This window comes from Pantoea sp. Cy-640, assembly GCF_011752635.1.
In the GTDB taxonomy this organism is placed as follows: domain Bacteria; phylum Pseudomonadota; class Gammaproteobacteria; order Enterobacterales; family Enterobacteriaceae; genus Pantoea; species Pantoea dispersa.
The window spans coordinates 152,852-179,432 of the sequence record NZ_VWXB01000008.1; the positions used below are offsets into that span (position 1 = coordinate 152,852).

General features: G+C 57.7%; 29 protein-coding genes. 18 read left to right on the top strand and 11 right to left on the bottom strand.

The window, feature by feature from the left end; genetic code table 11:
• Positions 1 to 25 precede the first annotated feature (25 nt).
• Positions 26 to 280, bottom strand: coding sequence for a glutaredoxin 3 (grxC, locus tag F3J36_RS18755; RefSeq protein ID WP_010616518.1), 255 nt, complete (start codon positions 278 to 280; stop codon positions 26 to 28).
• A 19-nt stretch (positions 281 to 299) separates the two neighbouring features.
• On the bottom strand, positions 300 to 731 hold the full coding sequence (locus tag F3J36_RS18760; protein WP_058759412.1) for a rhodanese-like domain-containing protein: 432 nt from the start codon (positions 729 to 731) through the stop codon (positions 300 to 302).
• Positions 732 to 980: 249 nt separating this feature from the next.
• On the opposite strand from F3J36_RS18760, the gene envC reads away from it, so the two are divergent.
• The 4 genes from envC (at position 981) to F3J36_RS18780 (ending at position 5,392) form a co-directional block, all read left to right on the top strand.
• On the top strand, positions 981 to 2,282 hold the full coding sequence (envC, locus tag F3J36_RS18765) for a murein hydrolase activator EnvC (RefSeq protein ID WP_058781665.1): 1,302 nt from the start codon (positions 981 to 983) through the stop codon (positions 2,280 to 2,282).
• Between the two features lie 3 nt (positions 2,283 to 2,285).
• The gene (locus tag F3J36_RS18770; RefSeq protein WP_166720265.1) at positions 2,286 to 3,191 is read left to right on the top strand and encodes a divergent polysaccharide deacetylase family protein; all 906 of its coding nucleotides are present in this window, start codon (positions 2,286 to 2,288) and stop codon (positions 3,189 to 3,191) included.
• Positions 3,192 to 3,258: 67 nt separating this feature from the next.
• The gene (locus tag F3J36_RS18775; protein WP_166720240.1) at positions 3,259 to 4,488 is read left to right on the top strand and encodes a glycosyltransferase; all 1,230 of its coding nucleotides are present in this window, start codon (positions 3,259 to 3,261) and stop codon (positions 4,486 to 4,488) included.
• Positions 4,481 to 5,392, top strand: coding sequence for a hypothetical protein (locus F3J36_RS18780; RefSeq protein WP_021507059.1), 912 nt, complete (start codon positions 4,481 to 4,483; stop codon positions 5,390 to 5,392). Before F3J36_RS18775 ends, F3J36_RS18780 begins: the two co-directional genes overlap by 8 nt.
• A gap of 30 nt (positions 5,393 to 5,422) precedes the next feature.
• On the opposite strand, the gene tdh is transcribed toward F3J36_RS18780, so the two are convergent.
• The gene (tdh, locus tag F3J36_RS18785) at positions 5,423 to 6,451 is read right to left on the bottom strand and encodes an L-threonine 3-dehydrogenase (protein WP_058759416.1); all 1,029 of its coding nucleotides are present in this window, start codon (positions 6,449 to 6,451) and stop codon (positions 5,423 to 5,425) included.
• Positions 6,448 to 7,659, bottom strand: a complete 1,212-nt coding sequence (locus tag F3J36_RS18790; RefSeq protein ID WP_159377802.1) for a glycine C-acetyltransferase — start codon at positions 7,657 to 7,659, stop codon at positions 6,448 to 6,450. The genes tdh and F3J36_RS18790 overlap by 4 nt, the downstream gene beginning before the upstream one ends.
• Before the next feature lie 231 nt (positions 7,660 to 7,890).
• Here F3J36_RS18790 and rfaD point away from each other — a divergent pair, with 231 nt between their 5' ends.
• The 3 genes from rfaD to rfaC are packed head-to-tail and all read left to right on the top strand — an operon-like array spanning position 7,891 to position 10,858.
• Entirely contained in the window at positions 7,891 to 8,823 is a 933-nt protein-coding gene (gene rfaD / locus F3J36_RS18795; protein WP_021507062.1) for an ADP-glyceromanno-heptose 6-epimerase, read from the top strand.
• A gap of 17 nt (positions 8,824 to 8,840) precedes the next feature.
• Positions 8,841 to 9,884 (top strand): ADP-heptose--LPS heptosyltransferase RfaF, encoded by a 1,044-nt coding sequence (gene rfaF, locus F3J36_RS18800; protein WP_166720241.1) that lies wholly within the window; start codon positions 8,841 to 8,843, stop codon positions 9,882 to 9,884.
• A gap of 2 nt (positions 9,885 to 9,886) precedes the next feature.
• Entirely contained in the window at positions 9,887 to 10,858 is a 972-nt protein-coding gene (gene rfaC, locus F3J36_RS18805) for a lipopolysaccharide heptosyltransferase RfaC (RefSeq protein ID WP_021507064.1), read from the top strand.
• Positions 10,859 to 10,872: 14 nt separating this feature from the next.
• On the opposite strand, the gene F3J36_RS18810 is transcribed toward rfaC, so the two are convergent.
• Entirely contained in the window at positions 10,873 to 11,838 is a 966-nt protein-coding gene (locus F3J36_RS18810) for a polysaccharide deacetylase family protein (RefSeq protein WP_166720242.1), read from the bottom strand.
• Between the two features lie 314 nt (positions 11,839 to 12,152).
• Here F3J36_RS18810 and F3J36_RS18815 point away from each other — a divergent pair, with 314 nt between their 5' ends.
• The 8 genes from F3J36_RS18815 to coaD all read left to right on the top strand — a co-directional run bounded on the left by F3J36_RS18815 (position 12,153) and on the right by coaD (position 20,322).
• Entirely contained in the window at positions 12,153 to 13,277 is a 1,125-nt protein-coding gene (locus tag F3J36_RS18815; RefSeq protein WP_166720266.1) for a glycosyltransferase, read from the top strand.
• Positions 13,278 to 13,320: 43 nt separating this feature from the next.
• The gene (locus F3J36_RS18820) at positions 13,321 to 14,442 is read left to right on the top strand and encodes a glycosyltransferase family 9 protein (protein WP_058759423.1); all 1,122 of its coding nucleotides are present in this window, start codon (positions 13,321 to 13,323) and stop codon (positions 14,440 to 14,442) included.
• Entirely contained in the window at positions 14,423 to 15,424 is a 1,002-nt protein-coding gene (locus tag F3J36_RS18825; RefSeq protein WP_166720243.1) for a glycosyltransferase, read from the top strand. The genes F3J36_RS18820 and F3J36_RS18825 overlap by 20 nt, the downstream gene beginning before the upstream one ends.
• Positions 15,425 to 15,497: 73 nt before the next feature.
• A complete protein-coding gene (gene rfaQ, locus F3J36_RS18830; RefSeq protein ID WP_058759424.1) occupies positions 15,498 to 16,574 on the top strand; it encodes a putative lipopolysaccharide heptosyltransferase III in 1,077 nt (358 codons plus the stop codon).
• On the top strand, positions 16,567 to 17,700 hold the full coding sequence (locus tag F3J36_RS18835) for a glycosyltransferase family 4 protein (RefSeq protein ID WP_059010935.1): 1,134 nt from the start codon (positions 16,567 to 16,569) through the stop codon (positions 17,698 to 17,700). Before rfaQ ends, F3J36_RS18835 begins: the two co-directional genes overlap by 8 nt.
• Positions 17,701 to 17,785: 85 nt before the next feature.
• A complete protein-coding gene (waaA, locus tag F3J36_RS18840; protein ID WP_166720244.1) occupies positions 17,786 to 19,060 on the top strand; it encodes a lipid IV(A) 3-deoxy-D-manno-octulosonic acid transferase in 1,275 nt (424 codons plus the stop codon).
• Between the two features lie 3 nt (positions 19,061 to 19,063).
• On the top strand, positions 19,064 to 19,840 hold the full coding sequence (locus F3J36_RS18845) for a glycosyltransferase family 2 protein (RefSeq protein ID WP_010616498.1): 777 nt from the start codon (positions 19,064 to 19,066) through the stop codon (positions 19,838 to 19,840).
• Positions 19,837 to 20,322: a pantetheine-phosphate adenylyltransferase gene (coaD, locus tag F3J36_RS18850; RefSeq protein WP_021507073.1), complete on the top strand. Its 486-nt coding sequence runs from the start codon at positions 19,837 to 19,839 to the stop codon at positions 20,320 to 20,322. Before F3J36_RS18845 ends, coaD begins: the two co-directional genes overlap by 4 nt.
• On the opposite strand, the gene mutM is transcribed toward coaD, so the two are convergent.
• From mutM to radC, 4 genes are all read right to left on the bottom strand, one after another.
• Complete coding sequence (gene mutM / locus F3J36_RS18855; RefSeq protein ID WP_088516674.1) at positions 20,323 to 21,132, bottom strand: bifunctional DNA-formamidopyrimidine glycosylase/DNA-(apurinic or apyrimidinic site) lyase; 810 nt, start codon at positions 21,130 to 21,132, stop codon at positions 20,323 to 20,325.
• 70 nt (positions 21,133 to 21,202) lie between these two features.
• Positions 21,203 to 21,370, bottom strand: coding sequence for a 50S ribosomal protein L33 (rpmG, locus tag F3J36_RS18860; protein ID WP_001051798.1), 168 nt, complete (start codon positions 21,368 to 21,370; stop codon positions 21,203 to 21,205).
• Positions 21,371 to 21,381: 11 nt separating this feature from the next.
• A complete protein-coding gene (rpmB, locus tag F3J36_RS18865; protein WP_010616494.1) occupies positions 21,382 to 21,618 on the bottom strand; it encodes a 50S ribosomal protein L28 in 237 nt (78 codons plus the stop codon).
• Between the two features lie 243 nt (positions 21,619 to 21,861).
• Positions 21,862 to 22,518 (bottom strand): DNA repair protein RadC, encoded by a 657-nt coding sequence (gene radC / locus F3J36_RS18870; protein ID WP_021507076.1) that lies wholly within the window; start codon positions 22,516 to 22,518, stop codon positions 21,862 to 21,864.
• A 190-nt stretch (positions 22,519 to 22,708) separates the two neighbouring features.
• On the opposite strand from radC, the gene coaBC reads away from it, so the two are divergent.
• The 3 genes from coaBC to slmA all read left to right on the top strand — a co-directional run bounded on the left by coaBC (position 22,709) and on the right by slmA (position 25,077).
• Positions 22,709 to 23,938, top strand: coding sequence for a bifunctional phosphopantothenoylcysteine decarboxylase/phosphopantothenate--cysteine ligase CoaBC (coaBC, locus tag F3J36_RS18875; protein ID WP_166720245.1), 1,230 nt, complete (start codon positions 22,709 to 22,711; stop codon positions 23,936 to 23,938).
• On the top strand, positions 23,907 to 24,365 hold the full coding sequence (dut, locus tag F3J36_RS18880; RefSeq protein ID WP_031279631.1) for a dUTP diphosphatase: 459 nt from the start codon (positions 23,907 to 23,909) through the stop codon (positions 24,363 to 24,365). Before coaBC ends, dut begins: the two co-directional genes overlap by 32 nt.
• A gap of 115 nt (positions 24,366 to 24,480) precedes the next feature.
• On the top strand, positions 24,481 to 25,077 hold the full coding sequence (slmA, locus tag F3J36_RS18885) for a nucleoid occlusion factor SlmA (RefSeq protein WP_021507079.1): 597 nt from the start codon (positions 24,481 to 24,483) through the stop codon (positions 25,075 to 25,077).
• A gap of 89 nt (positions 25,078 to 25,166) precedes the next feature.
• Here slmA and pyrE read toward each other — a convergent pair whose 3' ends face one another.
• Positions 25,167 to 25,808 carry an orotate phosphoribosyltransferase gene (pyrE, locus tag F3J36_RS18890; RefSeq protein WP_021507081.1) on the bottom strand — a complete coding sequence of 214 codons (642 nt, stop codon included), beginning with the start codon at positions 25,806 to 25,808 and terminating at the stop codon, positions 25,167 to 25,169.
• Between the two features lie 49 nt (positions 25,809 to 25,857).
• Entirely contained in the window at positions 25,858 to 26,574 is a 717-nt protein-coding gene (gene rph, locus F3J36_RS18895) for a ribonuclease PH (RefSeq protein WP_021507082.1), read from the bottom strand.
• Positions 26,575 to 26,581 lie beyond the last annotated feature (7 nt).

A 26,581-nucleotide genomic window follows, 5' to 3' on the forward strand; every position in this document is an offset into this window, starting at 1 on the left:
TAAGTGAAAATTGTCGGTCGAAATATTATGCGCGGAGCAAGGGATCGAGTCCCTGACGCCCGTCCAGCGCGTAGAGATCGTCACAGCCGCCAATGTGCTGCGCGTCAATAAAGATCTGTGGCACCGTGGTGCGGCCGCTGCGTTTGATCATCTCTTCGCGCTTTACCGCGTCCCCATCAATGGGAATCTCCTGGTATGACACGCCTTTTTGATCCAGCAACGCCTTCGCCCGGTGGCAGTAAGGACACGTCACTTTGGTGTAAATCTCAACATTAGCCATGCGGTGATACCTCAGGAAGTTATTTACCGCGAACCAGCGGCAGGTTTTCGCCACTCCAGCCGCTCACACCATCTTTCAGCACGGTCACTTTGTCAAAACCCGCTGCGCTGAGGGTGGCTGCCGGTTCTGCGGCGCTCTGGCCGGTGGCACATACCACAATTATGGGCTGCGACTTGTGCTTTTCCAGCTCGCCGAAGCTGCCTTTTTTGATATCGGCTGCGGCGATGTTAATAGCCCCTGAAATGTGTCCTTTGCGATAGTCGTCGCGTGAACGAACGTCTACCACCACCGCGTCCTCTTTGTTGATCAGGTGGGTTGCTTCACCACGGCTGATGGTTTTTACCTTAGAGAACATACCTTTAACGGTGGTTACAATCACCAGAATAAGTAAAGCGACCCATGCCAGACTAAGGATGGGGTGATTGCTTGCAAACTGCATAATTTCTTGCATGAGGGGTAACGACTCCAGACCGGGGCTAATAAGCTAAAACAAGGGTTCTGAGTATACCTGCGCCACTTCGCATGTACAGTCGCGAAGCGGGCAGAGTTACGATTTGTGCGTCATTTTCCAAAAAAAGTGTTCTAATCGCAAAATTGAGACAATCTTTATCCCGGTAAGCTGTAGCCGACATCTTTCGTAAAGCAAAACCCGGCCGGGATAACTGGTAAGCGGCTGTTCATCGTGGAATAATTATCGACTATGAAGGGAAAAGCGACCGTTACACACACAAGGACCCGTTACAACGACCCGGCATCTCCGTTGTCATTTCGCTGGTCCGATATCTCCCTCAGCCTGCTTTGTGCGGGTGCGTTGCTGTTGCCCGTCGCCGCGCATAGCGCCGATGACAGCAAAACGCAGCTGAAGTCCATTCAGCAGGACATCGCTGAAAAAGAGAAAAGCGTAAAAGCGCAGAAGCTGCAGCGCAGTAAGCTGCTCGATCAGCTGCAGAGTCAGGAAAAAGTGATTGCCCAGGCCAGTCGCCAGCTGCGTGAAACCCGCAATAGCCTGAGCGCGCTGAACGGCGAAATCGCCCAAACCACCGCCGCGATTGCCCGGCTGGAAAAGCAGCAGGCGCAGCAGGAAAAACTGCTGGCGCAGCAGCTGGATGCCGCGTTTCGTCAGGGCCAGCACAACGGCGTGCAGCTGCTGCTCGGCGGTGAAGAAGCACAGCGCAGCGAACGTATTCTGGCCTATTTTGGCTACCTCAATGCCGCCCGGCAGAAAAATATCGATGAGCTTAAGCAGACTCAGCAGGAACTGGCGCAGCAGCGTCAGGCGCTGCAGGGCAAGCAGGAGCAGCAAAAGTCGCTGTTAGCGCAGCAGCAGACGCAACAGAACAAACTGGAAACCGCCAGCGCCGCACGCAAGAAAACGCTGTCCGCACTGGAGAGCGCGCTCGAGAAAGACCAGGCCGATCTGGTCGAGATGCGTCAGAACGAAAGCCGCCTGCAGGACAAAATCGCCAAGGCCGAACGTGAGGCGCGCGAACGGGCGCAACGCGAAGCGCGCGAGGCGGAAAAAGTGCGCCAGCGTCAGGCCCAGGCAAAAGCCAAAGGCTCCAGCTATTCCCCTACGCAAAGCGAGCGCGAGCTGATGGCGCGCACCGGCGGCCTTGGCCGGCCGGGCGGACAGGCCATATGGCCAGTACGCGGTCGCATTGAACATCGCTTTGGTGAAGCAATGCAGGGCGAACTGCGCTGGAAAGGTCTGGTGATTGATGCCCCGGAAGGCACTGAAGTCAAAGCCATTGCTGATGGTCGCGTGCTGATGGCCGACTGGCTGCAAGGCTACGGCCTGGTTGTGGTCGTCGAACACGGTAAAGGCGATATGAGCCTTTATGGCTACAATCAGAGCGCGTTGGTGAGCGTCGGTGCGCAGGTGAAGGCAGGACAGCCTATCGCCCTCGTGGGCACCAGCGGCGGCCGCGGCACGCCCTCGCTCTACTTTGAAATTCGTCGTCAGGGACAGGCCGTCAACCCACAGCCGTGGTTAGGAAGATAAGTGTTGTTTCAGTCCCAAAAGCTTAGCGCCGCCCTATGCGGGCTGTTTTTCACCTTTGCCACCCATGCGGGAAAACTGGCTATCGTCATTGACGACTTCGGCTACCGCCCGACTGAAGAGAATAAAGTGCTGCAGATGCCCGCCGCGATTTCTGTGGCGGTGTTGCCCAACGCGCCTCATGCGCGGGATATGGCAACCAAAGCGCATCAGGGCGGTCATGAGGTGCTGATTCACCTGCCGATGGCGCCGCTGAGCAAACAGCCGCTGGAAAAGGATACGTTAACGCCGGAGATGAGCAGCGAAGAGATCGCGCGCATCGTGCGTGACGCCAGCAACAAAGTGCCGTATGCGGTTGGCCTGAACAACCATATGGGCAGCAAAATGACCTCCAGCCTGCCCGGCATGCAGAAAGTGATGCAGGTGCTCAATCACTATAATTACTACTTCCTCGATAGCATGACCATTGGCAACAGCCAGTCGGTCCCGGCCGCACAGGGCACGCAGGTTAAGGTGCTGAAGCGGCGCGTATTCCTCGACGACAGCCAGAATGAAGCGGCGATTCGCACCCAGTTCACCCGCGCAGTGAAGCTGGCACAGCGTGATGGCTACGCTATCGCCATTGGCCATCCGCATCCCACCACGGTACGGGTGTTGCAGCAGATGTTGCCGACGCTACCGGGCGATATCACCCTCGTCCGCCCCAGCCAGTTGCTCAACGAACCGCTGCGCCAGGGCGCTACGCCGCCGGCCAGCACGCCGGTGCAACCGCGCACCCCGGTATTCCGTGCGCCGGGCGTGTGTAAGCCTGCACAGCCGCTGCCTGCCGTACCGCAGAGTCGTGCGGTGGAGGTGGTGACAGAGAGCATTACCGGCAGTCCACTCGTGCAGTCGCTTAAACAGCTATTCTGATTATCAGGCGCAGCGGGCTGCGCCTTATTTAACGCCACACCTTTTCCGCGCAAGGATATCGGAACAGATGACGTCAACCAGAAAGAAAATTCTGCTGCTGGATACCGGGCGCGAATGGGGCGGCGGCACCAACAGCATGCTGGAATTGCTCAAGCGCATCGATCGCCAGCGTTTCGCTATCACCTGCTGTTTTTATCAGAATTATGCGCGTGGCAATCAGGAGACGATTGCATCGGTATTAGACGCGATCGGCATTCCGGTGCTATTTATTGCGCAGCGCCGCCAGCCGCTCTGGGCAAAAATCACCAAAGAGTTGCTGCGCACCCTGCTGTTTTTTAACCGCGCGGTGAAAAAAAACGCCATCGACCGCATCGATCGCCAGTGGCGCATGCAGCCTAACGCCCGCCAAATCGCGACGATTTTACGCGACGGTGGCTATGATGCGCTGTACATGAATAATCAGCCCAGCACCAACGTTGAAGGCTATCTCGCCGCTGAACAGACTCACGTGGCGTTAATTCAGCACTGCCGCATTGATCCGTTACTCAATAATGCGCTGGTCAAGATGATTAATCGGCATTGTGATGCGGTGATTGCCGTGTCACAGGGCGTACACCGCACCTTAAGCGAAAGCGGTGTTGATGCGCAGCGCTGCTTTACCGTATCCAACGCTATCGATATTCATCAGCCGCTGCCGGTGCGTGAGGCGGTGCGTCAGCGCTTTGATTATCCCGCGGATACCTTTATTTTCGGCTCCATCGGTTCCCTGATTGCGCGTAAATCCAATCATCATATTTTGCAGGCGTTAGGTGCATTCAGCCGCGCGCATCCTGCCGCTAAATGGAAAATGGTGATTGTCGGTGCCGGCCCGGAGCAGCAGCACTTACAGCAGCTGGCGCAAAAAGAGGGGATTGCCGCGCAGGTTATTTTTACCGGCTTTCAAAATAACGCGCTGGATTATCTGGCGGCATTCGATACGTTTATTCTCGCCTCAGCCAGTGAAGGGCTGCCGCGCGTAGTGCTGGAAGCGATGCTGGTGAATACGGCGGTGATAGGTTCGAATGTCGTCGGTACGTCGGAATTAATTCAACACGGCGAGACCGGTTTACTGTTTGACTATGGCAATACGCAACAGCTTAGTCAGCATCTTAGCGCGCTGTGGCAGGATACTGCACTGCGTCAGCGTTTAATCGCCGCCGCCGCCGCCCGGGTGCGCGAGCGCTACAGCATTGAACATTACGTGTCGGGCGTGGAAAACATTCTGGAAAACGTCATGGAGAGAAAAAAGCATGTTTGATTTTTTAAATAAACACCGTCGCTATATTCTCTCGCGCCACAACATTCCCGCCACTCAGGCGGATGCGCAGGGCACCATTGCCGTCAGTTCCGTGGTCATTCCCTGTACCGGCGCTGATTACATTGAAGAAGCGGTGCTCAGCGCTTATTTTGCCAGCCGCTGCGCCGACACCATCAGCGAAATTGTCATCGTCAGCGATCAGCCTTCCAGCGCTTTTCCGCCGCTGCCGGCACGCGTGCGCGTGGTGACGCTGGAAGTGCCGTTTCGAGAAGAAAACTACCGTTATAAACAGATCTACCGCAGCCGCCTGATAAAACTTCAGGCCCCCTTGCAGGCGACCGGTGAAGGTATATTGATGATCGATTCCGATCTCAATTTATTAAAAACGCCGGATATTGCGATGCGTGAGCATCATCTGTATAGCAGCTTTCGTCAGGGCAAGATGATCGCCAAACTGGCCGGCGCACCAGAAGAACATATTCCGGCCTATTACCACCACACCGTTCGCCCTTATTTGCAGGATCACGTGAATGGCGCCTACCTGGCGGCCTCCCGTCGCACATGGCAGCGTATTTGTCCGCTGTGGCTGACGTTATTTAATGATACCTGGGAATTGATGAACGACGACCAGCCGCCAACCGATCAGCTACCGCTCGCTGCCCTGCTCGACCTGCTGGATGTCCGCACGGTCAATCTGGGCGAATGGGCTAACTGGCCGGTGTCGAAACGCATTGGTGGTCAGTCGGCCGTGATTCCACCGCAGGTGATTGGCGCGCATGGCGGCTTCCCCTTAAGCGAATGGCAAAAATATTTGCAGGATCCGCACCAGCCGCTGAGCTTCAAAGGCCAGGACTACACGCGAAAGGTGCGTTATCTGACCGATGCGGAAAAACAGCAATCCTGAGCGTCACCGGCCCGCAGGCCGGTGTGTCGTTTAATCCCAGCTCAGCACCACTTTGCCTGAACGCCCGGAGCGCATCTCGTCGAAGCCCTGCTGGAAGTCGTCGATGTGATAGCGATGCGTGATGATCGGCGTCAGGTCGAGGCCGGACTGAATCAGCGCGGCCATTTTGTACCAGGTTTCAAACATCTCACGGCCGTAAATTCCCTTGATAAACAGCCCCTTGAAAATGACCTGATTCCAGTCAATCGACATCTCACCCGGCGGAATGCCCAGCAGCGCGATGCGTCCGCCGTGATTCATGGTCTCCAGCAGGGTACGAAACGCCGGCGGCGCGCCGGACATCTCCAGTCCGACATCAAAGCCTTCGGTCATCCCCAGTTCCGTCATCACCTCGCGCAGATTCTGCTGCGCCACGTTGACCGCACGCGTCACGCCCATTTCACGCGCCAGCCCGAGGCGGTACTCATTGATGTCAGTGATCACCACGTTTCGTGCGCCGACGTGCTTACACACCGCTGCCGCCATAATGCCAATCGGTCCGGCACCGGAGATCAGCACGTCTTCACCTACCAGATCAAACGAGAGCGCGGTATGCACCGCGTTACCGAACGGATCGAAAATCGCCGCCAGCTCGTCGGAAATATTGTCGGGAATTTTGAACGCGTTAAACGCCGGGATCACCAGATATTCGGCGAAGCAGCCCTGACGATTGACCCCGACACCCACGGTATTACGGCATAAATGGGTACGGCCGGCGCGACAGTTGCGGCAGTGGCCACAGGTGATGTGACCTTCGCCCGATACGCGATCGCCAATGGCGAAACCCTTCACTTCCTGACCGATACCGACCACTTCGCCCACGTATTCGTGGCCGGTGATCATCGGCACCGGAATGGTTTTGCGCGACCAGTCGTCCCAGTTATAGATATGCACATCGGTGCCACAGATGGCGGTTTTGCGGATTTTAATCAGCAGATCGTTATGACCGGGCTCCGGCACCGGCGCGTCGTGCACCATCCAGATCCCCTCTTCCGCTTTCAGTTTAGCCAGTGCTTTCATCCGTTGGCTCCTGCAGTGATAACCCCTAACTGGTGTCCGATGCGCGTGAAGGCCGCCACCGCGTGCTCCAGCTGCGCCTGAGTGTGGCCGGCAGAAATCTGCGTGCGAATGCGCGCCTGGCCCTGCGGCACCACCGGATAGAAGAAGCCGGTAACGTAGATGCCTTCCTGCTGGAGCAGACTGGCAAACTGCTGCGCCACTTTGGCATCGCCCAGCATCACCGGAATGATGGCGTGATCGGCACCGGCCAGCGTAAAGCCAGCGGCGGTCATTTTTTCCCGGAAGAAGCGGGCGTTTTCCCACAGCCGCTGCCGCAGGCCATCGCCTTCGTTCAGCAGATCCAGCACGCGCAGCGACGCAGCCACAATCGCCGGTGCCAGCGAGTTAGAGAACAGATAAGGGCGCGAGCGCTGACGCAGCCATTCAACCACCTCGCGTTTTGCCGCCACGTAACCGCCGGACGCGCCACCCAGCGCTTTACCCAGCGTGCCGGTCAGAATATCCACGCGATCCATCACGCCGCAGTATTCATGCGTGCCGCGTCCGCTTGCGCCGACAAAGCCCACCGCGTGCGAGTCATCCACCATCACCAGCGCATTAAACTCATCGGCCAGGTCGCAAATGCCCTGCAGGTTAGCGATCACGCCATCCATGGAGAACACGCCGTCGGTGGCAATCAGCAGATGGCGCGCGCCCTTGTCGCGGGCCTCCTGCAGGCGCGCGCGCAGCTCAGCCATATCATTGTTGGCGTAACGATAGCGCTGGGCTTTGCACAGGCGGATGCCGTCGATGATCGACGCATGGTTGAGCGCATCCGAGATAATCGCGTCTTCCGCGCCCAGCAGGGTCTCAAACAGGCCGCCGTTGGCGTCGAAGCATGAGGAGAACAGGATGGCCTCTTCCATGCCGAGGAACTCCGCCAGCCGGCGCTCCAGCAGCTGATGGCTGTCCTGCGTGCCGCAGATAAAACGCACCGACGCCATGCCAAAACCATGTGTGTCCATGCCGTCTTTGGCGGCCTGAATCAGCGCCGGATGGTTCGCAAGGCCGAGATAGTTATTGGCGCAGAAGTTAATCACCGGCGGGCTATTGGCGACGTTGATTTCCGCCTGCTGCGCCGAGGTCAGGGTGCGCTCCTGTTTGAACAATCCGTCCTGCCGCGTTGTCTCAAGCTGTTGCCGGATTTGTGAATAGAACTGATCGGACATGATTCTGCTCCTCAGATAGCAAAATTTTGGCACATATTACTGATCGAAAAGCGAATGGACGACAATTCAGCCAGGGAAATCTCCGTTTTGCAGCATAGTTCACGCGGCGCGCAGGATTTGTGCAGCGCGATCGGCGTCATCTGGCTGTCCGCATCGGGCTGAAATGTTATGATGTTAGGTATTCGTGCGTGAAACCTCCTGTTTCACCCCAACTGTTTAAAGGCAAAGCATATGATTATCGTAACCGGCGGCGCGGGCATGATTGGCAGCAACATTGTGAAAGCGCTCAACGATCGCGGTCATACCGATATTCTGGTGGTGGATAATCTGAAAGATGGCACCAAATTCGTGAACCTCGCGGATCTGGACATCGCGGATTACATGGATAAAGAGGAGTTCCTTACCTACATCATGTCGGGTGAAGATCTGGGTCCGATTGAAGCGGTGTTCCATGAAGGTGCCTGTTCGGCCACCACCGAGTGGGACGGTAAGTACATGATGGACAACAACTATCAGTACTCAAAAGATCTGCTGCACTTCTGCCTCGAACGTGAAATTCCGTTCCTGTATGCCTCATCGGCCGCCACCTACGGCGGGCGTAACGAGAACTTCATTGAAGAGCGCCAGTACGAGCAGCCGCTTAACGTGTACGGCTACTCAAAAATGCTGTTCGACCACTATGTCCGCCAGATTCTGCCGGAAGCAGATTCGCCAGTGTGCGGCTTCCGCTATTTCAACGTATACGGGCCGCGTGAAGGCCATAAAGGCAGCATGGCGAGCGTCGCGTTCCACCTCAATACGCAGATCAGCAACGGTGAAAATCCTAAGCTGTTCGAGGGCAGCGACAGCTTCCGTCGTGACTTCATCCACGTTGATGATGTAGTGGCAGTCAATCTGTGGTGCTGGGAAAACGGCGTATCCGGCATCTATAACTGTGGTACCGGCCGCGCCGAATCTTTCCAGGAAGTGGCGGATGCGGTGCTGAAGTTCCACCAGCAAGGCCAGATCGAATACATCCCGTTCCCGGACAAACTGAAAGGGCGCTACCAGGCCTTTACGCAGGCGGATCTCAGCAAACTGCGCGCCGCGGGCTATGACAAACCGTTTAAAACCGTTGCGCAGGGCGTGGGTGAATACATGGCCTGGCTGAACCGTCACGCATAAGGAAACCGGCACCAGCGATGAAAATTCTGGTTATTGGCCCCTCCTGGGTCGGCGATATGATGATGTCGCAAAGTCTCTATCGCACGCTGAAACAGGCGCACCCTGAGGCGGTAATTGATGTGATGGCGCCGGCCTGGTGCCGGCCGCTGCTGTCACGCATGCCGGAAGTGAATCAGGCGCTGGCGATGCCGCTTGGCCACGGTGCGCTGGCGCTGGGTGAGCGCCGTCGCCTGGGCAAAGCGCTGCGGGCCAGCGGTTACGATCGCGCCTATGTGCTGCCAAACTCGTTTAAATCGGCGCTGGTGCCGTTTTTTGCCGGCATTAAACGCCGCATCGGCTGGCGCGGTGAAATGCGCTATGGCGTGCTGAATGACGTGCGGGTGCTGGACAAAGCCGCGTTTCCCTTAATGGTGGAGCGCTATGTGGCGCTGGGCTATGACCAGCCGGTTGCGGCGGCAGCACAGTTGCCGCAGCCGCTGTTGTGGCCGCAGCTGCGCGTCGACGACGATGAAAAACGCATGACCGCGGCGCAGTTTGCGCTGTCGGCCGATCGCCCGGCCATCGGCTTCTGCCCCGGTGCCGAATTTGGTCCCGCGAAGCGCTGGCCACACTATCACTACGCCGCGCTGGCAGAACAGCTGATTGCTGAAGGCTATCAGGTGCTGCTGTTCGGCTCGGCTAAAGATCGGGAAACCGGCGAGGCGATCCTGCAGGCGCTGCCGGACACGGCACGCGCGCACTGCCGCAATCTGGCGGGCGAAACGCAGCTGGAGCAGGCGGTGATTCTGATCGCCCACTGTGCTGCGGTCGTCAGCAATGATTCCGGACTGATGCACATTGCCGCCGCGCTCAACCGGCCGCTGGTGGCGCTGTATGGCCCGAGCAGCCCGGATTTCACGCCGCCGCTGTCCCATCATGCGCGCATCATTCGCCTGATTACCGGCTACCACAAAGTGCGCAAAGGCGATGCCGCAGAAGGCTATCACCAGAGCCTGATTGATATTCAACCGGCACGCGTGCATCAGGAACTCAATGAGTTACTGCATCCGGTGCAGGAGTAACCATGCACGTTTTGATTGTTAAAACCTCGTCGATGGGTGATGTGTTGCACACGTTGCCGGCGCTGACCGACGCGATGCAGGCGATTCCCGGCATTCGCTTCGACTGGGTGGTGGAAGAGAATTTTGCGCAAATTCCTGGCTGGCATCCGGCCGTCGATAAAGTCCTGCCGGTGGCGATTCGTCGCTGGCGCAAACACTGGTTTGGCAGCCAGCAGCGCGAAGAGCGCGTGCAATTCAAACGCGAGCTGCAGTCACGTCAGTACGACGTGGTGATTGATGCCCAGGGGCTGATTAAAAGCGCCGCGCTGGTGACGCGCCTCGCCAAAGGCATCAAACATGGTCAGGACAGCCGCAGCGCACGCGAACCGTTCGCCAGCTGGTGGTATGACAAGCGTCATGAGATTGGTAAGCAGCAGCACGCCGTGGAACGCACGCGCGAACTGTTCGCGAAAAGTCTGGGCTATGAAAAACCGGCCACGCAGGGCGACTATGCCATTGCCGGTCATTTTCTCGCGGCACAACCGCAGGATGGCCAACCGTACCTGGTGTTTCTGCACGCCACAACGCGCGACAACAAACACTGGCCGGAAGATCACTGGCGCCAGCTCATCGCGCGGGTTCAGCCCACTGGCCTGCGCGTCAGGCTGCCGTGGGGCGCCGAACACGAGCACCAGCGCGCGCAGCGGCTGGCAGCAGGGTTTGATCATGCAGAGGTGTTGCCGAAGCTGACGCTGGAGCAGGTGGCGCAGCAGCTGGCGGGCGCCCGTGCGGTGGTCTCGGTGGATACCGGTTTGAGCCATCTGACCGCCGCGCTGGATCGCCCCAACATCACCCTGTTCGGCCCGACTGACCCAGGTCTGATTGGTGGCTACGGCAGGAATCAGCATGCGTTACGGCCCGCGCAGGGCAGCAGCAGCATGGCAGACATTCAGCCTGACGACGTGATGGCCATGCTGGCTGAGATCGCGCTGTAACGCGATTTGGCGGCTTAGCGCTGCTGTTGCTTCAGCCGGGCAAACTCCGTGAGCGTCATGCCCTGCGTCCGGGTCGCCAGCCAGCTGAACAGGCCTTCCAGATCGTCATACAGGCGTTCAATATCAGCCTCCGTTTTAAACGTGGGGCTGCCATCTGGCATAAACTCGGATGAATGCAGCATGAACTCCACATAGTCGTTGCCCTGTGCGAGCGTCTGTTCTGCCACCTGTTTCATCTGGGCCAGATTTCCCCCCACCGGACGCAGCCAGTTCACTGAAGGTCCACGCTGTCTGCCGCGGATACCATTCCACACTTTTTTGAGCTGATTGGTGAACGCGCCATAGCGATACTGAATGCTCATTGGCAGTTCCAGCAGCGGACTGTCGCCCGGCCTGGAAATATCCTGTTCATCAAGGAAATAAGCGCGATCGGGGAAATGGCTGTAATCCGTTCCGCCCTGTCCCTGCGGTGCACCCTGCGCATTACGCCAGCTCACACGCGGCGTAACCGAGCAGTCAACCAGATAGCCCTGATCGATCAGGGCGCGGGCGTACACTTCATTAAAAGCCCAGCGGCCGGCGCGGTGGCTGGTCATTTTACGCTGAAAAGCGTTCTCCAGCAGATCGGTCATAAAGGCGACTTTATCGCGCAGGACGTTTTCCGGATATTCGATCAGATAAGGTTGGTAACGCCACTCATCGTCGGTCAGCGCATATTCAGGTGGACTGTACCAGGCATGTAAATGCATACCGATTTCGCCCTGACCGCGCGCCAGCAGATCGCGCCCGAACTCGACATAAGCCGGGTCACTGGCCATCTCATAGTTGGTCAGCCAGGTCGGTTTAAAAGCGTATTTCTCACACAGCGCCTGGAAGCGCGGTAAAAACCGGACGTTATGGGTAGTGACCTTGCCGCTGCGATTGCGCCACAGGTTATCCCCTTCGGTATCAAGGGTAATTAAAAAGGCAGGTTTTTCCATAACTTATCCGGTGAATTACAGTGTTATAATCGCTATGGTACGCAACGCTCCTGACGGGCGCAAACTTTTCCCATGCGGGTTCAGGGGGAAGTCGATAGCGGTATAAGATTAGTTAAACTAGAATAATTTAAACTCTTCACTGGCCTGAATTTTAGCAATTAACCGAGCGCACGTTCGTGTAAAATTACCTGGCCATAAAAATAATTAATTGAATTTTCTTATATTAAGTCCTGATAGCACCGGGAATGATAGCAGCTAAGTCTTTACAGCAGACTGGCATGTAGGGGTAAAAAATTTTGTCGAAACGCATTTTAATGGTGATTGATGGCCTGCCGGGCGGCGGCGCCGAAAAAGTCGTACTGACTCTGGCGGGGGGCTTCCTCAGTCAGGGACACCAGGTTTCGATCTTCTCATTGCGGAAGGTATGTGATTACCCTATTCCGGCTGGCGTGGATTACCAGGTGATTCTTGATCGCTGTAACCACCCGTGGCGCAAGCTGACAGAAACATGGCGCCGCGCGCGCCTGCTGGATCGTGCGGTGCGCGACAGTGAAGCGCGGCACGGCAAATTTGATCTGATCCTCTCTCATCTGCATAAAACTGACCGCATTGTCAGGCAAACGCCTGCGCTCGAGGGAGACAGGACCTGGTTCTGTCTGCACGGCGTGTTTTCTGCTTCGTATCTGGCACGTAAAACCGGCTTCTCGCTGTGGCTGAAGCGGCTGAAAATCCGTCACGTTTATCAGGATCGCCAAATCGTCGGGGTTTCGCAGTACGTCATCGACGATATGGTGCAAAACATTGGCGTACAGCCCCTCCAGGCCAAAGTGATCGCCAATCCTTTCGATTTTGACAGCCTTGCCCGACTGGCCGCTGAACCCTGCCCGTTAGCCGGCACCGATTTCCTGGTGCATGTGGGACGCTTCCATGAAACCAAACGCCATGACCGCCTGCTCGAAGCCTATGCCCTGAGTGGCATCACCGCGCCGCTGGTTTTGCTGGGACAGGGAAGCGAAAAAATAACGCAAAAATTGCGTGAGCAGGCGCAGAATTCAGGCATTGCGGAGCGCGTGCGCTTCGAGGGTTTTCAGCGCAACCCGTATCCCTGGATACGGCACGCGCGCCTGCTGGTGGTCAGTTCCGACAGTGAAGGTTTTGGTAATGTGCTGGTCGAAGCCCTGAGCTGCGGCACCCCGGTGGTCAGTACGCGCTGTCCGGGCGGTCCTGTTTCGATCCTCACCGGCGAACTGTCACGCGGTCTGGCAGAGATGAATGCAACATCGCTGGCAGAAAAAATGCGAGAAATTTATACAACTCCCCCCAGGTTGCAACATCTGGACTTAAGCATTTATAGTTTGAGCGTTGTTTGCCAGCAATACCTGCAGCTTATTCAGGTGGCGGAGACGTCATTTTCAACCACGCAGCACGTTTCAGGTTAACAGGTCCCCCATGACGGTGTGACCGAATCATGGGGATGACTACTTGACGTACGTACTACTGTTTATTCTTTTTTCGCCGGTCAAATGGGTGATGAAGTTTGTTCATGGCCGCACCGGTAAAAACCTGGTGATACAGACCGCTAAAATTGGCGACTATATTAATATCACGCCGTTATTATCCCACCTGGGAAAAAGCGATGCCCTGCTGAGCTATAGTGTCGCCCCGCTGGCTGAACGTGACGCCACGCTGGAGCACATCTGGTATATCGAAGATCATCGCTCCGGTTTGATGAAAAAAATAAAACTGGTGTGGCAGCTGCTCAATCGCTACGACAATATTTATTTGCTGCATCCCACCAATCTCAATTTATTTATTGCCGCCTGCTGCAATGCCAGCAACAAGCAATTTCTTTCCAGCTATCGGCGCAAAGGCTATCAGGGCCTGTTTTATTTAACGGCCAGCGGCGTGGTTTATCACGAGAAAAATACCTTAACGCTGGAAAATTACCTGAAACTGGCCGATCGCTCTTTTACCAAAGAGAGTTATCCCAAACATGCCACCCTGCCACTGTGGCAACCGGAAACCCTGCCCGCGGAAATTACGCAGGCGCCGGGCATCCGTATTGGTATTAGCGTAACGGCAGGGAATCAGGCCAAAACCATTCCGCCGTTAATCTGGTGTCGGCTTTTCGACCACCTGAGCGATCTCCCCTGCACTTTTTTTGCTTTCGGCGCACCGAATGAACAATCACGCGTTCAGGAGTTGTTTAAAGTTGCCGGTCAGCGAAACAATCTGGTGAGTCTGGTGGGTAAAATCCCGCTCGAGGCGCTGCCTGCCGCCATTAACGAGATGGATTTCTATATCGCCTCGGATTCCGGCAATGTGTATATTGCCGACGCGCAACAGGTACCGGTGATTTTAATTTATGGTCCCTGCTGCGTAGAGGAGCAAAGGCCGCTGGGTGACGTGCTCTTAATTGGCCCGAACCACATCGCGCCCTCTTCGTTTGTGTTCGCTGCGCAATACAAATTTGCCCATCCGGTTGAACAGCTGTTCGAGCTGGATGAACGCAAGCTAAATGATATCCATGATTTTATCCGCACCCGGCAGCAGCAGCGCCTGGCGCGACGGAACAACGAAGAACATGACAGCGCAGCCCGATAGCTCATCCCCGCTACTCAGTCTCATTATCCCGATGTTTAACGCTGGTGCTGACTTTACCGGCTGTATCAATGCATTGCTGGCGCAAACCCTGACGTCGCTGGAGATCATCATTGTTGACGATGGCTCTACCGACGGTTCCGGCGAGCGCGCCGACGCGCTGGCGCAGCAGTACCCACATATCCAGGTGATTCATCAGCCGAACGGTGGCGTGTCGCGTGCGCGTAATGCCGGGCTGGCCGTGGCGCGGGGTAAATACGTCAGCTTTCCCGACGCCGACGACACCATGGACCCGGCGATGTACCAGACGCTGGTCGACATGGCGGAACGCGATCGGCTGGACGCTGCGCAGTGCAACGCCGAGTGGTTTTTCAAGGCCAGCCAGACCATTAAGCCGATGATTCCGCGGGATCGCCTCACCAGCACCGGTGTATTAAGCGGGCCGGAGTGGCTCGACAAGGCGCTGAAAACCCGGCGTTACCTGCACGTCGTGTGGCTCGGTATCTACCGCCGTGAGCTGATCGAACAGCTTAATCTGCAGTTTGAACCCGGTCTGCATCATCAGGACATCCCGTGGACCACCGAGTTCATGCTCAACGTTAAGCGCGTGCGCTACACCGATCGGGTGCTGTATCGCTACTACATGCACGATGCGTCGATCAGCAACCGCAAGCGCACCGGCCAGCACAACGTCGACTATCAGCGTCACTACCTGAAAATCGCGCGCATGCTGGAAGAGATCAATACGCGCTATCGTCACAAGGTGAAGATTTACCCGAGCTTCCACGCGCAGATTACCCGCGAAGCGCTCAGCGTGTGCCACGCTATCCGGCGCGAACCGGACGCCGCAGCGCGCCAGGCAATGATCGCCGATCTGTTTAGCAGCCAGACGCACAAACGCATGCTGCGCAATGCGCGCGGCGCGCGTCAGTGGTATCAGCTGCTGCTGTGGCTGAGCCGCATTTATCGCTGGCGCAATAAATAAGCGCCCGCCGCGGCTTTAACCCCTCCAGGGTTTGCCCTACAATCAGCTCACTGAATTTTGAGATGATTTGAGTATGGCAAGCCCGATTCCAGCCCACTTTGCACCGCAAAATATTTTGCTGATAAAGCTGCGTCATCATGGCGATATGCTGCTGACCACGCCTGCCATCAATGCGCTGCGCCAGCGCTATCCGCAGGCCAACATAGATGTGCTGCTGTATAAAGAGACGCGGCCGATGCTGGAAGCGCATCCGGCGATCCGTCAGCTGCATATCATCGATCGCAACTGGAAAAAGGAAGGCGGCTGGCAGAAGTTTCGCCATGAGGTCGCGCTGGTGCGGGCGGTGCGGGCCTGCCATTACGATGTGGTGATTAATCTGGCCGATCAGTGGCGCAGCGCCATTATTACCGGCCTGTCCGGTGCCCCGGTGCGCATTGGCTTTGCGTACCGCAAGCGCGACAACGCGTTCTGGCGCTGGTGCCATAACCAGCTGGTTTCCACCGACCGTCACCATCAGCTGCATACCGTGGAACAAAACATGACGGCGTTGCAGCCGCTCGGCATTCCCACCGCCGGGGCGACAGCCTCCATGCATTTCAGCACCGCCGACCAGCAAAAAGTGCAGGATGTCCTCGCTCAGCAGTCGATTACCGGCCCGTTTGTGGTGCTGCAGCCCACCTCGCGCTGGGTTTTTAAGTGCTGGGAAGATGAAAAGGTGGCGCAGCTGATTGATGCGCTGGCCGCTGATGGTCGCAGCGTGGTACTGACCGCCGCGCCCGATCAGAAAGAGCTGGCGATGATCGCCCATATCCAGTCGCTGTGCCGCACGCCGAACGTGGTGTCGCTGGCGGGCCAGCTCTCGCTGCCGCAGCTGGCGGCGTTGATCGACGCCGCACAGCTGTTTATTGGCGTCGATTCCGCACCGATGCACATGGCCGCGGCGCTGCAGACGCCGTGCCTGGCGCTGTTCGGCCCGACCAAGCTGCAGCACTGGCGCCCGTGGGGCGACAATAACCGCGTTATCTGGGCGGGCGACTATGCGCCGCTGCCGTCACCGGATTCGATCAATACCAATACCGAGCAGCGCTATCTGTCTGCCATCCCGGTTGAGGATGTGCTTGCCGCCGCCAGGAGCCTTTTGCATGACTAAGTTACGGCTGGCGATTGTCCGGCAGAAATACCGGCCGGACGGCGGTGCCGAGCGCTTTATCTCACGTGCGCTGGAAGCGCTGGACGGCGAGCAGCTCGATCTCAACATCATTACCCGCAGCTGGCAGGGCACGCCGAACCCGGCCTGGCACCTGCACATCTGCAATCCGGCAAAGTTCGGCCGCATCTCGCGTGAACGCGGCTTTGCCCGCGCGGCGCGCGCCTGCTGGGAGCGGGAAAAGTTCGATATCGTACAGAGCCACGAGCGCATCGCCGGCTGCGATATTTTCCGCGCCGGCGACGGTGTGCATCGCGTATGGCTGGAGCAGCGCGCGCGCATCGTTTCGCCGTGGCAGCGGCTGAGCGCCAGCCTGAGCCCGTACCATCGCTATGTGCTGCAGGCGGAAGCGGAGATGTTCAACGCGCCCTCGCTGAAAGCGGTAATCTGTAATTCACACATGGTAAAGCAGGATATTTTGCGTCACTTCGCGCTGGATGCCAGCAAAATCCACGTGATTCACAATGCCATCGATAGCCAGCGTTTTCAGCCTGCCAGCGACACGCTGCGTCACGCCGCGCGTCAGCGACTCAACCTGCCGCAGGACGCCACGGTGATGATCTACGTCGGCTCCGGCTTCGAACGCAAAGGGCTAAAGGCCGCTATCGAAGCGGTCGCTAATAGCGATCGCTACCTGGTGGTGGTCGGCCAGGACAAACAGCTGGCGCGCTATCAGCAGCTGGCGAACCAGCTTAACTGTCTTGACCGCCTGCGCTTTGCGGGCGTGCAGCAGGACGTTCAGCCGTTTTATCACGCTGCCGATGCGCTGCTGTTGCCAACGCTGTACGATCCGTTCCCCAATGTGGTGCTGGAGGCGATGGCCTGCGGGCTGGCAATCATTACCAGCACCGGCTGCGGCGGCGCAGAATTTATCACCAACGGTGAAGAGGGTTTTGTCTGCGATGCGTTGGATATCAAAGCGTTAAACGAAGCGGTAATCGCAACGCCCGCACTTTCGCACAATCCGGCGCTGGGCGAAGCCGCACGTCGCAAAATTGAACCTTATGGTCCGCAAAGACTGGCGCAGGCGCTGACTTCGCTTTATCAGCACGTCCTGCAAACCCGTTGACGAAGTGGTATGAGCAGGCGGTCAGTTTCTGTTAACATGCCGCCTTTCCTGTGTTTTTTGACGCGAACTGGTCGTAACCTTAACTATGACGACTCTCTATACAGCCCTGCTTTATCTGATTCAGCCACTGATCTGGCTGCGCCTGTGGCTGCGCGGTCGAAAAGCACCGGCCTATCGTAAACGCTGGGCGGAACGCTACGGCTACTGCAGCGGTAAAGTAGCGCCACACGGCATCGTGCTGCACTCGGTTTCGGTCGGTGAAACGCTCGCCGCCGTGCCGCTGGTGCGCGCGTTGCGTCATCGCTATCCGACGCTGCCCATTACCGTGACCACCATGACGCCCACCGGCTCCGAGCGCGCCCAGTCGGCGTTCGGCAAAGACGTGCATCACGTCTATCTGCCGTACGATTTGCCCGGTTCAATCAATCGTTTCCTCGATACCGTCGACCCGCGGCTGGTGATTATCATGGAAACCGAACTGTGGCCGAACATCATTCGCATTCTGCATCAGCGCCAGATTCCGCTGGTGATTGCCAATGCGCGCCTGTCTGAACGCTCCGCCAGAGGTTATAAAAAGCTCGGCGGTTTCATGCGTGACCTGCTGCAGCGCATTTCGCTGATCGCCGCGCAGAACGTCGAAGATGGCGATCGTTTCCTCAGCCTCGGCCTGAAGCGCTCGCACCTGGCCGTGACCGGCAGTCTGAAGTTTGATATCTCCGTTACGCCGGAACTGGCAGCACGCGCGGTGACGCTGCGCCGCCAGTGGGCGTCGCGCCGGCCGGTGTGGATCGCCACCAGCACGCACGAAGGCGAAGAGGCCATCGTGCTCGACGCCCATCGCCGCCTGCTGCAACAGTTCCCGGATCTGCTGCTGATTCTGGTGCCGCGCCATCCGGAACGCTTTAAAGATGCCTGCAACCTGACGCAAAAACGCGGCTTCAGCTTTACCCTGCGCAGCAGCGGCGAGATTCCCTCCAGCGCCACGCAGGTGGTGATTGGCGATACCATGGGCGAACTGATGCTGCTGTACGGCATCGCCGATCTGGCCTTTGTCGGCGGCAGCCTGGTGGAGCGCGGCGGCCACAATCCGCTCGAGCCCGCTGCGCATGCCATTCCGGTGCTGATGGGCCCGCACATCTGGAACTTCAAAGATATCTGCGCCCGTCTGCAACAGGCGGAAGGGCTGATCACCGTTACTGATGTGGTGTCGCTGGAAAAAGAAGTGGCGAACCTGCTGCAGGATGACGATTATCGCCGCTACTACGGCCGCCACGCGGTAGACGTGCTGCACCAGAATCAGGGCGCACTGCAGCGTCTGCTACAGTTACTCGAACCGTATCTGCCTCCACGAGCTCATTAACGCATGTCACAACGCCAACGTCTCTCCGTGGTGATGATCGCCAAAAACGAAGCTGAACTCCTTCCGGAGGCGCTGGCTTCCGTCAGCTGGGCAGATGAAATCATTCTGCTGGATTCGGGCAGCAGCGATGCGACCATCGAGGTGGCACGCGCGCACGGTGCGCAGGTCTATCAGGCAGACGGGTGGGCCGGCTTTGGTAAGCAGCGTCAGCGCGCCCAGGCCTTTGCCAGCGGCGATATGATTCTGATGCTGGATGCCGATGAACGGGTTACGCCAGAACTGCGCCGCGCCATTGAGCAGGTGCTGACACAGCCGCCCAGCGATAAGGTTTATAGCCTCGGGCGCAGTAATCTGTTTCTCGGCCGCTTTATGCGCCACAGCGGCTGGTATCCCGACCGCGTGCTGCGCCTCTATCCGCGCCATCTGCGCTATAACGACAATCTGGTGCACGAATCGCTGGAGACGCAGGGCACGCCGGTGGTGGCGCTGCCGGGTGATTTGCAACACCTGACCTGCCGCGACCTGATCGCCTTCCAGCGTAAGCAGATGAACTATGCCGAAGCCTGGGCGCAGGAGCGCTTTCAGCGCGGCAAGCGCTGCAGTATTCTCTCTGTTTTCAGCCACACCGCGGGCGCGTTTATTAAGACGCTGCTGCTGCGCGCCGGTTTTCTCGATGGTAAACAGGGCTGGATTCTGGCGGTGGTCAACGCACAATACACCTTTAATAAATACTCGGCGCTCTGGGCGCTGCATCACACCTCAACACAGGGCCGCGTATGAGCACTAAAGCGATTTATCCCGGCACGTTTGACCCGATGACGCTGGGCCATCTGGATATCGTCACGCGCGCAGCGCAGATGTTTGATCGCATCGTGCTGGCGATTGCCGCCAGCCCGAGTAAGAAGCCGCTGTTTAGCCTTGATGAACGCGTCGATCTGGCGCGCCAGGTCACGGCCCATCTGCCCAATGTTGAGGTGGTTGGCTTTAGCGATTTGATGGCGAATTTTGCTCAGGCGCAGAACGCGAACGTGCTGGTGCGCGGTCTGCGTGCGGTATCGGACTTTGAGTATGAGCTGCAGCTGGCGCACATGAACCGTCATCTGCTGCCCACGCTGGAGAGCGTGTTTCTGATGCCGTCCGAAGGCTTCTCATTTGTCTCGTCGTCGCTGGTCAAGGAAGTGGCGCGCCATCAGGGTGACGTGCAGGCATTTCTGCCTGCCGTGGTGCATCAGGCGCTGCTGGCGAAGCTGGCGCAGCCGTAATCAGTGCTGGCAGCGTGGACACCAGAAGGTGCTGCGCTGACCGTGTTTACCGCTGAGGATCGGCGTACCGCAGGCGCGACAGGGCTCGCCGGTACGGCCATACACCTGCAGCTGCTGCGCAAAATAGCCTGGCTTACCGTCGGTCTGCAGGAAATCACGCAGCGTGGTGCCGCCCTGCTCAATCGAACGCAGCAGTACGGCTTTGATGGTGTTCGCCAGCAGTTCCGCTTCCGCTTCACTCAGGCTCATCGCCGGACGATCGGGTAAGATCCCGGCGGTAAACAGCGATTCGCTGGCATAGATGTTACCCACGCCCACCACCACTTTGTTATCCATCAGCCACTGCTTGATCACCGTGCGTTTGCCACGCGACTTTTCATACAGATACCCGCCGCTGAAGGCATCGCTCAGCGGTTCCGGACCGAGGTGCGCCAGCACGCTGCTGCCTTCCGGATCGGTAGTCCACAACCAGGCACCAAAACGCCGCGGATCGGTATAGCGCAGCACTTTGCCATTGCTCATCACCAAATCAACGTGGTCGTGCTTCGCAGCCGGCAGTTCGCCGGGCAGAACGCGCAGGCTGCCGGACATGCCAAGATGAATGATGATCCAGCCGTGCGGCAGCTCCAGCAGCAAATACTTGGCGCGGCGCTGTACGCTGAGCACCGGCTGGTCACTCAGCGCGTGGATTTCATGGGAGACCGGCCAGCGCAGACGCGGATTGCGCACAATGGCATGCAGAATGGTTTCTCCCACCAGGTGAGGTTCTATACCGCGTCGGCTGGTTTCTACCTCAGGTAATTCAGGCATCTCATCTCCTCAACGTAGCGCAGAAACAAAAAACCCGGCCGGAGCCGGGTTTTTCGCAAGAACACCAAAATTACTTAATTTTGGCTTCTTTGTAGATCACGTGCTGACGTACAACCGGATCGAACTTTTTCAGTTCCAGTTTCTCAGGTTTAGTACGTTTGTTCTTCGTGGTGGTATAGAAGTGACCTGTACCAGCAGAGGAAACCAGCTTGATCTTCTCACGAATACCTTTAGCCATGATTCAGTTCCTTAGTACTTCTCACCACGGGCGCGGATTTCGGCCAGAACCGTATCGATGCCCTTTTTATCAATAACACGCATACCTTTAGCAGATACACGCAGAGTAACGAAGCGCTTCTCGCTCTCAACCCAGAAACGGTGAGAGTGCAGGTTCGGCAGGAAACGGCGTTTCGTCGCGTTCATTGCGTGGGAACGGTTGTTACCGGTCACCGGACGCTTTCCAGTTACCTGGCAGACTCGTGACATTTCTATTCTCCAAAAATCAAATCAGCTCGAGCTTTAAAAACTAGGTTTTGGCCGCCTCGTCAGGCCTTAGCCCGCCCAGGCGAGTTCCATGTGAACCCGCTAAGCTGGCCCAAACGCCAAACCCGAGATTCTCAAAGGTGGCGTAGTATACGCCGCTAAGCCGAAGTGCTCAAGTCCCGAACAGATAAAGATCCCTCCGGATCGCGCAAAAACGCCGGATTTCTGCCCAGTTGACGCCGCGAATTACAGCCAGCCGCGCTCGGCGAAAGAGGTAAACTCGCCGTGACCAATCACCAGATGATCTAATAAGCGGATATTCAGCAGCGCGCAGGCCTGCGCCACCTTGCTGGTAATCTCGCGATCGGCACGGCTCGGTTCCGCCATGCCGGACGGATGATTGTGCGCCAGTATCACCGCCGCCGCGTTGAGCTTTAGCGCCTCACGCACGATTTCACGCGGATGCACTTCCACGCTGGCAATGGAGCCGGAAAACATCTTCTGCGCCTGCAGAACGCGGTGCTGGTTATCCAGAAACAGCGCCATAAAGATTTCACGCTCCTGATGTGCCAGCACGCTTTGCAGGTAGTGGCGCGTGACCTGCGGATTCTCCATCACATTTTCGCGCGCCAGCTGGCTGGCAAAAAAGCGCCGTCCCAGTTCCGCAATGGCATGCAGTTGCGTCATTTTGGCGCTGCCGACGCCCTTTATCTGCCCCAGCTCTTCTTTACTGGCGGTCATGATGCGATACAGCGAACCGAATTCATTCAGCATCAGCCGCGCCAGCCCCATCACGCTGTTGCCGCGCGTGCCGGTACGTAAAAAGATCGCCAGCAGTTCGGCATCGCTTAGCGCCTCGGCGCCCAGCAGCGTCAGTTTTTCCCGTGGTGCCAGTTCCGTCATCGTTCCGCCCTCCCTGCAATGCAGCCATTCTGCGCCGGTGCATTGCAGGCCACCAGCGGCGCGTGACAAATTCCAGAGCCGGCTCGCAAAGGGCGCAGGCAGTGAAAAGGCGGGTCGCCGATTTTGTGATAAAGTTGCCTGCATCTGTCGCGCCAGGCGCGGCACTCTGCGTTGAAGTGAGGCAAACAACATGATGGGATTAGCCGGAAAGAAAATTCTGCTGGGCGTCAGTGGCGGCATCGCGGCCTATAAAGCACCGGAACTGGTGCGCCGTCTGCGCGATCGCGGCGCGGATGTCCGCGTGATGATGACCGATGCAGCCAAAGCCTTTATTACGCCGCTCAGCCTGCAGGCGGTTTCCGGCTATCCGGTGTTTGGTGACCTGCTCGACCCGGCGGCCGAAGCGGCAATGGGCCATATCGAACTGGCAAAATGGGCCGATTTGATTGTGCTTGCGCCCGCAACCGCCGATTTGATTGCACGCATTACCGCTGGCATGGCAAACGACCTGGTCACCACCGCCTGCCTGGCCAGCGCGGCACCGGTCGCCATCGTGCCGGCCATGAACCAGCAGATGTACCGCGCGGCCGTGACGCAGGAGAATCTGCAGCGTCTGGCGCAGCGCGGCGTGCTGGTCTGGGGACCGGACAGCGGCAGCCAGGCGTGCGGTGATATCGGCCCGGGCCGCATGCTGGACCCGCTGGCCATCGTTGCGCATGCGCTGGAGTGGGCCGCGCCCGTCAACGATCTGCAACATCTCAACATTATGATCACCGCCGGTCCGACGCGTGAAGCGCTGGATCCGGTGCGCTATATCAGTAATCACAGCTCCGGCAAGATGGGCTATGCGGTTGCCGCGGCAGCGGCGAAGCGTGGCGCAAACGTGACGCTGATTTCCGGTCCGGTGAACTTAGCCACGCCCGCCGGCGTGACGCGCATTGATGTCAACAGCGCACTGGAGATGGAAGCGGCGGTGATGGCGCAAATCAGCCAACAAGATATTTTCATTGCCAGCGCAGCCGTGGCAGACTACCGGGCGGCAAACATTGCCGCAGAGAAAATTAAAAAACAGGGTGGCGATGATAACGTCACGCTGCAGCTGGTGAAGAACCCGGATATTGTCGCAGGCGTCGCGGCGCTCAAAGTGCAGCGCCCTTTCGTGGTGGGATTTGCTGCCGAAACCCAGAATGTGGAAGAATACGCGCGGCAAAAACGGGTGCGGAAAAACCTGGATCTGATTTGCGCCAATGATGTGGCGCAGGCCGGGCAGGGCTTCAATAGCGACACCAATGCTCTTCACCTTTTTTGGCAGGAGGGAGAGAAAGTCTTACCGCTCAGTGATAAGACGCTCCTTGGCCAACAATTAATAGACGAGATTGTCAGCCGTTATGATGAAAAAAATCGACGTAAAAATACTTGATGCGCGCGTAGGCAAGGAATTTCCACTACCCACCTATGCGACCTCTGGCTCCGCGGGTCTCGATCTGCGCGCCTGCCTTGATGACGCACTGGAAATCGCACCGGGCATGACCACGCTGGTGCCGACCGGCCTGGCGATTCACATTGCCGATCCGTCACTGGCCGCCGTCATCCTGCCGCGCTCCGGTCTCGGTCACAAACACGGCATCGTACTGGGCAACCTGGTGGGGCTGATTGACTCCGACTATCAGGGCCAGCTGATGGTTTCAGTATGGAACCGTGGCCAGGATAGCTTCACGCTGCAGCCTGGCGATCGCCTGGCTCAGCTGGTGTTTGTACCGGTGGTGCAGGCCGAATTTAACCTGGTGGAAGATTTTGACGCCAGCGATCGCGGCGCAGGCGGTTTCGGTCACTCTGGCCGTCAGTAATACGCTCACTTTTCGCATAGCCATCTTTTTATTTCTTGTCGCCACAGGCCGCTTTATCTGTGGCAGATAAGGCAGTATTGCCTGTTTTTGGTGAATTTCAGGGGTGTTGAAGGTCATGGCAGAAAAAAAAGTCGCGAAACGGAATCGTCGCGAAGAGATTTTGCAGGCGCTGGCGCAAATGCTGGAGTCGGGCGATGGCAGTCAGCGTATCACCACCGCCAAGCTGGCCGCCAATGTCGGCGTTTCGGAAGCGGCGTTATATCGCCACTTTCCCAGCAAAACGCGCATGTTTGATAGCCTGATTGAGTTTATTGAAGACAGTCTGATTACCCGCATCAATCTGATCCTGAAAGATGAAAAAGAGACGATGGCGCGTCTGCGCCTGATCGTGCAATTGCTGCTGGGATTTGGTGAGCGTAATCCAGGGCTGACGCGCATCCTGACCGGCCACGCGCTGATGTTTGAACAGGATCGCCTGCAGGGACGTATTAATCAGCTGTTTGAGCGTATCGAAGTTCAGCTGCGCCAGGTGATGAAAGAGAAGAAGATGCGCGACGGCGAAGGTTTCCAGACCGATGAGACGCTGCTCGCCAGCCAGCTGCTGGCGTTCTGCGAAGGTTTGCTGTCACGCTATGTACGCTCGGAGTTCCGTTATCGCCCGACCGCCGATTTCGACAGCCGCTGGCCGCTGATTGCCGCACAGCTGGTTTAATACGCACAGCGGATTTGTCGCGGCGCGATCCATCGCGCAATAAATTGCGCCGCTACGCTATCGTGCGGCGCTGACTACCGCGGCAAACCTTAAATACCGTACTCTTTACGATACGCCTTCACCTTTGCCAGATGGTCGGCCATCTCTGGCTTCTCCGCCAGGTAATCAATCAGCTCGCTCAGCGTAATGATCGCGGTGACCTTGCACTGATAATCGCGCTCCACTTCCTGAATCGCGGAAATCTCGCCACGGCCGCGCTCCTGGCGATCGAGCGAAATCAGCACGCCGGCCAGCGTGGCGTTGTGGGCATTGATGATATCCATCGATTCACGAATTGCCGTGCCGGCGGTAATCACATCATCGACCAGCATCACTTTGCCCTGCAGCGGACTGCCCACCAGTAAACCGCCTTCACCGTGATCTTTGGCCTCTTTACGGTTAAAACAGTACGGCACATCGCGGTCATGATGATCGGCCAGCGCCACGGCGGTAGTGGTCGCAATCGGAATGCCTTTGTAGGCCGGGCCAAACAGCAGGTCGAAATCGACGCCGCCATCCACCAGCGCCTGCGCATAGAAACGGCCCAGCAGCGCTAAATCGCGCCCGGTGTTGAACAGACCGGCATTAAAGAAATAGGGACTTTTGCGGCCAGACTTCAGGGTGAACTCACCAAACTTCAGCACCCCTTTGTTCAGGGCGAACTCAATAAACTGACGCTGCCAGGCTTTCATTTCTCACTCCTCAAATAAAGAAAAGGCGACTCTGTGGTCGCCTGTTACATCAATCAATTAACGCCGCTTTCTGCGCCTGAATCAGCTGCTCAATGCCGCCGCGCGCCAGCGCCAGCAGCTGCAACAATTCGTCATGGCTGAACGGCTCGCCTTCTGCGGTGCCCTGCACCTCAATCATGCGGCCATCTTCGGTCATCACCACATTCATATCCGTTTCTGCGGCGGAGTCTTCGACATACTCTAAATCGCACACCGCTTCACCGGCCACGATGCCGACCGAGATCGCCGCCACCATGCCTTTCAGCGGGCTGGCTTTCAGTTTACCGGCTGCCACCAGCGCGTTCAGCGCATCCGCCAGCGCCACGCAGGCACCGGTGATCGCCGCGGTGCGCGTGCCGCCGTCGGCCTGAATCACGTCGCAGTCCAGCGTGATGGTGAATTCACCCAGCGCCTGCAGATCAACCGCCGCACGCAGCGAGCGGGCGATAAGGCGCTGGATTTCCAGCGTACGTCCGCCCTGCTTGCCTTTGGCGGCTTCACGCGCCATACGGCTGTGCGTCGAACGCGGCAGCATGCCATATTCAGCGGTTACCCAGCCCTGACCTTTGCCTTTGAGAAAACGCGGCACGCCCTCTTCAACGGTCGCGGTGCACAGGACTTTGGTTTCGCCGAACTCGACAAGAACCGAGCCTTCCGCATGTTTGGTAAAGTGACGAGTGAGGGTGACGGGACGCACTTCAGAAGTGCTACGGCCTGCTGGACGCATGGTTTCT